The sequence below is a fragment of the Pseudomonas sp. P4_C4 genome, from assembly GCF_056402055.1.
This window is the reverse complement of sequence record NZ_JBFUID010000113.1, coordinates 1-8,490: the sequence shown is the minus strand read 5'-3', so window position 1 is coordinate 8,490 and position 8,490 is coordinate 1. Positions and strand designations below refer to the sequence as shown.

Sequence of the window (8,490 nt, the reverse complement as noted above, 5' to 3'; positions counted from 1 at the left end):
GCTCCTTGCTCAGCGCCCAGACCACGCCGTCCAGCGCGCGCCAGCGGGTCAGGCGGCGGTACTGATTCAGCGTCGCCTCGGTGGGCTCGGCTTGCAGGCTGCCGCCCCAGATCAGCACGGTGTTCTGCGCGTCGAGCCAGTTTTCCGAGGTCAGGCCGGGGGCGATGGCAGTGATTTGCTCGGGTTCGCCGACGACGAGCAGGAGGCGGATTTTACGGGGCCAGAGGGGGCTGTGGTTTTTCCGCAGGTACTCGATCAGTTTGGGGGCCCAGGGTTCAGCAGGCGAAGCGCCCGGCGGGCTTAGTGGCGAAACCGTTGGCGCAGCAATCGCTGCCACCGCCCTATCAGCCAACCCCACGGCCAAACGATCCCAGGCCAGCAGAAGCACCGGGCAAAACCAGCAGAGCGCAAACCAGACACCCAGCCCCCACTGCAAAAGGGATATGAGCGACTGTTGAGGCCAATTGAAATAGCCGCCGCACAAGCTGTACAGCAGGCAACCGAATACAACCAGCACCGTGATGACCAGCAGATAAACCAATCCCACCTTCATCAATGAGCCCTGGTGTTCTTCCTTAATCATTGCCATGAGGCACCGCCACTCCAATAGCCAATCGTTTGTCTCCATCCTGGCTTAGCCAGCCGCATGGCTGCCCGGCCTCTCCCGCTTGCAACAGGGCCATGGACATACCGATGAACGGCGCGAGATGCGCCAGCACGCCCCAGTGCCCTGCCAATTGATGTTCGGCGGCCGACCAGCCGCCCTCCACGAACGCCTTCTGACTGGTTTCGTCCAGTGCCAGACAGGTGGGTGGCGCGCAGTCCAGGCCGGCGTAACCTTGTATCTGCGGACAAAGCTCAGCGGGCGTTTCACCCCTCTCGCTCAGCAGATACTCACCCCGGTGCAACAACGTTCGCCCCTGTCGGCACACCAGCCAGACGAAGCCGGCCTCACCGGGCACTTCCCCGTCTTCGGCGCTCTGCGTCGACACCACCCCGGCACATATCAGCCAATCAGCCTCACCACGACAGTCCTGATCAAAGGCATCGATCAGACCGTCCAGATCGGGAAGTGCCTGCAATGGCAAACGGGCTTCGGGCAATACCACGTCGTGCTTGGCCAACATTTCGACAAAAGCCGCCTGGTGGTCCTCCTCACCCGCCCAGGCAATGCCTCGCAGTTGCGGCCAGCGGTCCTTCAACTCGGGCAGTGCGAGGGTCAACCGGGCAAGGTGTCGGGCCAAGGCCGAGGCACGCTCGCCGGCCACACTCAGTGATACCGTGCAACGCAGCATGGGCTGCGTGGCATCCTTTGGGGTCAGGGCCTGAGGCACGGGAGCGTTCGCCATCAACCCCTGGTAGTGCGCTTGCACATCGCCCGCGGGCCCCAGCAACAGCACCTGCTGCACCGGCAAGCCAAGGCTGCGTCTGCCCCACCAACGCTGACTGGCGACATCCCGGGTGCGACGCTGCACCTGGCAATTGAACACGCCGATTTGCCACACCAGCACCCGCAGCGCCAATGCCAACGCCCAGCACAACGGCAAAAGCGCACTCCATAACCACAGTTCAAACCGCGACCGTTCCTCCGGCCACAGCGTCAACAGGACCGCCATTTGCACACCCCAGAGCCATAGCAAAACCAGCCACCAGCGCCGCCAATGCGGTGTGCTCGGCACGATCAGCTCCGGGAACTTCGGCGGGTGATTCATGGCGCCACCTTCATCGACGAAGCCGCCAGCGAACTGACCAGTCGGCAGCCGCATTCACACCGATGCCCGTCCAGGGCCACGGGCTTGCCGTCCATGATCGAACCCGACGCGCCCTCGCTGATGCGTGTCATGCCGTGTAAATCGCAGCGGGCCTGATCGCCCAGACAGGCTATCGGTTTGCCGAAGGCTTCGTAGTGACCCTCGAGAACTTCACCCCCGAAAGGGCTCATCGAGTCACCCATGCGTACCAGAGGCAACATCAGCCACGCTCCTTGGCGAGTTCGAACAAACTGCCCGCCTCGCGCAGCATGGCGCTGGTTCGTTCAATACGTTGCACGTAGTCTTCCTGGGCAATCTGCTGCTTCAGCTCAGCCGCCACCTGGCCAATATGAGCCGTCGGTTTGAGCAACTGCGCGGCGTCCGGCAGGAACGGCAGCGCCACACCGCGCGCCTTGTCGATCACTTGATAGCCGATGGCTGCGCCACCGATGCCCGCGGCCAGCCCGCCAATCCCGCCCAGCGCCCCACCCCGTTTGATCCCGTAAACCGTGGCACCGGCGAGCATCGCTACGCCCAGTATTCGTCCGGCCACTACCACCGGTGACAAGTCCCGGCTGTTGGCGTTGCCGAAATACGTCATGCGGTAAAAGAAGTAGCCCGCCCACAGCTCCCGCGATCCCAAAGCGTCGTGCATGAACCAGGCGCGTGAGTCGTGGATCTGGTCATCGAACAGCGCGACCACCAGCCCCATGTGCGGGTCCTTGCCGGGCGTGCCACGGTCGTCGCTGAACAATTGTTTGGTGCGCAGTTCGCCTGCGACCTTGATCGCGGCGTGGTCTTGCAGCTCATCGTTTTCGTTGAGCAGATAGATGGCGTCGCGCAACAGCACATCGGTGATCGTGCCGACCGCACTGGTTTGATTGCGGTCGAAGCCTTTGTAGTCGCGTTTGAACTCCGCCGCAGCCTGACTGAGCTGAGTCTTGTCGATCTGCGGTTCGTAGATTGGCGGGCCGGGGTGATTTATCGCCGTTTCGGGTGCTTTCAGCCGATCGGCCAAAATAATTTTTTTCTGCCTTTCATAGGCCGCGCGTTGTTCGTCGGTTTCGAAGGCAGTGATTTCATTGGCCTGGGTGAAGAACGGTTGATGCTTGTAGCTGTCATTGTTCTGCAACGGGTCATTGGCGTAACGACCGATGCGCCAGCCGGTGATCCAGCCCAGTTGATCGGCCAGGGTGTCTTCCACGGTGGTGCTGAGTGGCTGCGGTCGGTACTCCCAGGCGGGTGTGTGGATGGGGGCGTCGGTGGTTATGCCTGGCAGGGTGTGGCGCCAGGCGTTGAAGCGTTCGATTACTTGCTGATTGACCACAAACTCTGACAAGGTTTTCGGGGCCATTTCACGCCATGGCTCCTGCGATAACCGGCTTTTCGACAATGCCGCTTCCGGCACCTGCAATGGTGCGCCAGCGGCGAATGCTTCGGCATACAGGTCGTGCAGGACAATCTGCGACACCAACTCATCAGTACCACCACGAGCCTTACCCTGGTCGTTCTGCGGATAACCACCGCCGACATCGGAATGCACACCGGGGTACACCACTTCATAGGTGTTGGGTGGGTACTGACCATTCTCGTTGCGGATCGAGTCCAGCGGAAAGCACGAACGCTGCTCGAAAGCCGCGACGAAGTGCCGGCAGCATTTGACGAAGTTCGGAAATTTGGCGGCGTCAGGCAGCAATTGACTGTCATCCGCCCAGCCCATGTGCCCGGCAAAAAAAGGCGCCGCATGGGCGATGCCGACCGAGGCGACGGTATCCAGCACCCCGAGAAACTCGACGCTGACCGGCAAGCCGATCAGACGTTGTTCGGGAAGCTCGGCGCCGTTCGGCATAGCGAACAACTGGCTCAGCCAGGTGACGAAAGTGCGAGCCTCTGCCGCCCCGCGCGAGAAACCGTACACGTATAGTTTGACTGCCAGCACCTTAGGTTGCCGGGACTTGTCTTTGCAGGCCTCCAAGGGACCCAACAGCCCTTCCATGACTCGTCGTCGTTTGCCTTCTCCCTGGACGCTCATCAGCGGTGCCTGCCAGGTACTCATGGCATTGACTGCTTTTTTTCTGTCGGCTTTGGATAACTCTTGCTTGGTCAATGCAAACGTCAGCGCATGAGCCAATGACACCAATGCCCAATTGATGCGATCTTCACCACCCGTCGCATACCTCAGCCCCTCTGCGCTGTAATCCAGTTCGCCGATTTCGGGAAAGGGAGTTCCGACACCGGGCATATAAAAAGAAAAAAAACCCGATTTTTCTGACTGTTCACCCCTGAGCGAAGCATGAAAAAGCTTGGCAATATTACTGGGGTGATTTTTCTTGGTATCGTTATCTTCATTATTGTTAGTTCCATCAAAAAACAAACTGATGTGCAAACTTTGAACGCATTCAAACCGTTGGGATTTCCCTTTTGAGTTGACCTGTCGATGGTGGTGATCCTCCTCGGCGGTTTGCTTGTTGCAGTTGGCGGCCACCATTACAACATCACTCGGCAAACGCCCCACCACCGGAAAAACGGGCGGCGCCCAGACCTTAGCGCTTGAATTACTCTTTACTTCGGACATACGGTTGACTCCTTCATTTCCATAGTTTCTTTAATCGGATAATTAGGTGAGCTAGGTGCCCAGCAAGAAGTCGTAACCTTGACCTGATTACAGGTGAAAAAATGCACCTTAAGATCGCATGACTCCGTTCCTGGCCATTCGGGGACATCCACGATGGTGGTGTAATTTTGGTAGTTGGCAGAATGCTTGGCATAAGCCTCTCGAAACTCCATGGATGTTACAGAGGGCATTTTTGCATGAGGCTCAGGATCGACTTCCCATTCAATCTGAGCCTTTAAGCCAGGTCGCCACTTAATCGGCATGATAATGCAGCAGGAGCGTCCCCCTCCACCATCGGCCCTATAGCCATTAACCGAGAGCCAGTTAATATTGTTCAACGTATGATTAACCGCTTGAATATTGCCCCCGGCCATTTCATTGTCTGCCGTTGAACATCCCACCAAGGCCAATCCAAACAAACCAAACAGCCATCTTGCCCATGTTTTTTTCATTGTTATCTCCTTCACCAATCACTCCCTCATTTCAATTCAGGCTGCATGGGAAAAATCCCGCACGGGCATCTTTCCAATACAGCCTCTCGGAGGTTTTTTCTTGGAGTCATCCAGTTCGTTATTATTGGTGCCATCGAAAAACAAGCTAACGTGCAAACTTTGAACGCATTCAAAGCGCTGGGATTTCCCTTTGGAGTTGACCTGTCGATGGTGCCAATCCTCCTCGGCAGTTTGCTTGTTGCAGTTGGCAGTCACCGTCACAACATCACCCGGCAAACGCCCCGTCACCGGAAAAGCGGGCAGCGCCCAGACCTTGGCACTTGAATTACTCTTCACTTCGGACATACAGCTGGCTCCTTCATCTGCTTAGGTTCTTTAATTGGGTTATTGGGTGACCCATACCCCCAACACGAAGTCGTAACCTTGATTTGATTGCAAATTAAGAAATGCACACTTAAACCACAAGAATCTGTTCCTTGCCACTCAGGAATATCCACGGTGGTGCTGTAGTGCTGATACTTAGCTTTATGCTTCAACTGCGCCGCACGATACCCCTCTGGATCAGAGGGCCAATTCGAATACGCAAATTGATCGGCATCAACTTCCCATTCAATATGCGCCTTTAAGCCAGGGCGCCATTTAATCGGCAGGATAATGCAGCACGAACTTCCACCTCCTCCGTGAGCTCTGTACCCATTAACTGAAAACCAATTAATCGCATGCAGAGTATGGTTAACCGCTTGTAGATTACCTCCCGCCATTTCATTGTCCGCTGTGGAACATCCCACCAATGCCAACCCAAATAAACCCAACAACCATCTCGCCCAGGATTTTTTCATTGTTATCTCCATCACCGACCACTCCCTTATTTCATTTCAGGCTGCATGGGGAAAATCCCGCACGGGCCTCTTTCCCATGCAGCCTCTCAGGTGATTCCTCTTCACGTCATTGAACTCGTTATTGTTAGTGCGATCGAAGAGCAAACTGATGTGCAGGCTGTGGCTTGTTGCAGTTGGCAATCACCATCACAACATCACCCGGCAAACGCCCCGCCACTGGAAAAACGGGCGGCGCCCAGACCTTAGCGCTTGAATTACTCTTTACTTCGGACATACGGCTGGCTCCTTCATCTGCTTAGGTTCTTTAATTGGGTTATTGGGCGATCCGTACCCCCAGCACGAAGTCGTAACCTTGATTTGATTGCAACTTAGGAAATGCACGCTTAAACCACAAGAGTCCGTTCCTGGCCATTCGGGAATATCCACTGTGGTGGTATAACGTTGAAAATTGGTTTCGTGCGCAGCCCACGCTTCTTCATCGAACCCATACCCGGTTGCTTTTCGTTTTATTTTTGCATAAGGCTCTGGATCAACTTCCCATTCAATATGCGCCTTTAAGCCAGGACGCCATTTAATCGGCAGGACAATGCAGCACGAACTTCCACCGCCACCGTGAGCCCTGTACCCATTGACTGAAAACCAATTAATCGCATGCAGGGTATGGTTAACCGCCTTTAAATTACCGCCCGCCATTTCATTGTCTGCCGTGGAACATCCCACCAAGGCCAATCCCAATAAACCCAACAACCATCTCGCCCAGATTTTTTTCATTGTTATCTCCATCATCGGCCACTCCCTTATTTCATTTCAGGCTGCATTGGAAAATCCCCGCACGGGCCTCTTCCCCATTCAGCCTGATGACTGAAGTTGTACTTGCGGCCATGTCTAGGTCGTTCTACGGGTAACCACCGCCGACATCAACATGCACACTGGGGTACACCACTTCATAGGTGTTGAGTGGGAACTGACCCAACAGAACATCCATTTCCAACTCATAGTCGCTGGCGCGCGTACTCGCCTATATCCCCAAAGTAGTTCTCTCGACTTGCTTGCATGACAATCGAGTACAACATCTCAAAACGTCGTTCCTGACTGTCATCCAGATGGTCAAACTCACTGTCACCCAAGAGTTTCTGGGCATCGCTGATACGGCCAATCATTTCGCATTGCTCATCACTGAGCGCCACGAAGGGACTGACTTCGATGCCGCGTTGCTTCGTCAGGCAATTGCTTTGCAGCCATTGCGGCTGGTCGTCTCGATCAAGCCAGCCCCAGAAGCAGGCGACTTGCAGGAACTCGGCGCGCTGTTCGTCGGTGAGAATGGTGTTCATCAACACGGGAAAGATTCGCGGATCGTAAAAACGCAACAAACCGGCCTGTCCTCCCCACTGCATTTGAGACAGGGCTTGCAAGGCATGACTCAATTCTTCAAACGGTAGGGGCGAGATCAGGACCATCAGGCGAGCATCGGCCGCGCAGTGTTCGATCAGCTCTTCCAGCCAGGCCTTGTGTTGCCAAATGGTCAGGTCCAGGCGCATCAACAGCGGCGCCTGGTCCAGCAACTTTTCTTCTGGCGTACCCGTGAACAATGAGAACCATGGCACCTTGGGGCTCTGTTGCTGCAGCCCAGGAACAGCGCATTGGCTCCACGCGGCTTGATCAAGCAAAAGATCAACTTGCTGTACTTCGGCTGTGGCGCACACCCGTTCGATCTGCTCCAGCCATTGGATAGGCGTTTTCATCTGTATGTTTCCTCTATCAACCTTGGCGCATCAGCACACCGATGGCTTTCTTCCGAGCCTTTTGCAGGCACTCCTCGCACACCGACTGCGGCAACTCAGGCAGAGGGAAACTCTGCCCCATAGGCGGTCCCCACCGATGGTTGCCTCTGTTGCAGAGCTCTCGTCCATGATTCTGAATCACGCCCTCCTCCGTAATCCGGTGGTAAGCGCCACCGCAGGCGAGAGTGATGCTCTTTTGCGCAGCCAACAGCAGATGCCCCTGCACCGATTGGATCGTGATGTCCTGCTGGGCAATCAGGTTCATCAGGTCGCCGTGGGATTCGATTTCCAGCGGTCCCTTGCCGGAAACCAAGCGCATGCCTTCCCGCTGGGCCAGTAACGAAATGCCTTGTTTGGCGTGGGCTGACAGGCGTTGGGCGGCGGCGAGGTTGATGTCGTCCTGGCTTTGCAGGTACAGCGCATCACCGCTATTGAACAGCAGACTGGCTGGGGTTACCGCTGCGATGCCCTTGGGTGCGCTGAGCAGAATGGCCGGGGCAGTCAGGTCTTTGGCTTCGACTTGCAACTGGCGTAGGCCATCGATAGCGGGCTGGCGGCTGTGATGGGCCTGCGCAGTTTCCTGGCAGTCAGTCATTTGCTGCTTGGCACCCTCGATCAAGTCGGTTGCCGGCGCCATTTCCAGCACCTGGCCTTGGGCTTTGCTCTGTTCATCGGCACTGATAAACAACCCCTTACCCGCCCGAATCGCGCCCCAGGCATCGGTGCGCAACTCAAACCCCTCACCGCGCTTTTGACGCTCGGCATCCACCACATGCCCTAAATTCAACTGGCTCTTGCCACTGTGTTCGGTGCTGAGCTTGATGTGCTCCTGCCCGCGGGTATCGTCCAGGCGCAGTTTGTTATTGGCCGGGGTGCGCAGCACGTTGCGTTTTTCGTTGTACATGGTGACGGGGTCGGGGTGCTGGCTGTCGTGCAGGGCGTGGGCGATGTAGGGGCGGTCGGGGTCGCCCTGTTCGAAGGCCACCGCCACTTCGGTGCCGGCGATCAGCGGCAGGTGCAGGCCGTGGGTGTCGCCGGCGTACGCCCGGGCCT

At 56.6% G+C, this 8,490-nt stretch carries 9 protein-coding genes and 1 pseudogene; all 10 read right to left on the bottom strand.

Annotation, left to right across the window (positions count from 1 at the left end; genetic code table 11):
* Window positions 1–583, bottom strand: a pseudogene (locus tag AC1DXW_RS30525) (ImcF-related family protein); the annotation flags it as partial.
* A complete protein-coding gene (locus tag AC1DXW_RS30520) occupies window positions 576–1,568 on the bottom strand; it encodes a hypothetical protein (protein WP_477755672.1) in 993 nt (330 codons plus the stop codon). The gene AC1DXW_RS30520 and the pseudogene AC1DXW_RS30525, both read right to left, overlap by 8 nt.
* A 140-nt stretch (window positions 1,569–1,708) precedes the next feature.
* Window positions 1,709–1,972, bottom strand: a complete 264-nt coding sequence (locus AC1DXW_RS30515; protein WP_477755670.1) for a PAAR domain-containing protein — start codon at window positions 1,970–1,972, stop codon at window positions 1,709–1,711.
* Entirely contained in the window at window positions 1,972–4,326 is a 2,355-nt protein-coding gene (locus tag AC1DXW_RS30510; protein WP_477760868.1) for a T6SS phospholipase effector Tle1-like catalytic domain-containing protein, read from the bottom strand. Before AC1DXW_RS30510 ends, AC1DXW_RS30515 begins: the two co-directional genes overlap by 1 nt.
* Window positions 4,314–4,817, bottom strand: coding sequence for a DUF3304 domain-containing protein (locus tag AC1DXW_RS30505; protein WP_477755668.1), 504 nt, complete (start codon window positions 4,815–4,817; stop codon window positions 4,314–4,316). The genes AC1DXW_RS30510 and AC1DXW_RS30505 overlap by 13 nt, the downstream gene beginning before the upstream one ends.
* Before the next feature lie 36 nt (window positions 4,818–4,853).
* Window positions 4,854–5,162 carry a hypothetical protein gene (locus AC1DXW_RS30500; RefSeq protein ID WP_477755667.1) on the bottom strand — a complete coding sequence of 103 codons (309 nt, stop codon included), beginning with the start codon at window positions 5,160–5,162 and terminating at the stop codon, window positions 4,854–4,856.
* Window positions 5,150–5,668, bottom strand: coding sequence for a DUF3304 domain-containing protein (locus tag AC1DXW_RS30495; protein ID WP_477760867.1), 519 nt, complete (start codon window positions 5,666–5,668; stop codon window positions 5,150–5,152). The genes AC1DXW_RS30500 and AC1DXW_RS30495 overlap by 13 nt, the downstream gene beginning before the upstream one ends.
* A 249-nt stretch (window positions 5,669–5,917) precedes the next feature.
* Window positions 5,918–6,427 (bottom strand): DUF3304 domain-containing protein, encoded by a 510-nt coding sequence (locus AC1DXW_RS30490; protein ID WP_477755666.1) that lies wholly within the window; start codon window positions 6,425–6,427, stop codon window positions 5,918–5,920.
* 221 nt (window positions 6,428–6,648) lie between these two features.
* Complete coding sequence (locus AC1DXW_RS30485) at window positions 6,649–7,398, bottom strand: DUF4123 domain-containing protein (protein WP_477755665.1); 750 nt, start codon at window positions 7,396–7,398, stop codon at window positions 6,649–6,651.
* Window positions 7,399–7,414: 16 nt separating this feature from the next.
* Window positions 7,415–8,490 (bottom strand): DUF2345 domain-containing protein (locus tag AC1DXW_RS30480; RefSeq protein ID WP_477760866.1); only part of this gene is annotated, 1,076 nt, incomplete at its 5' end.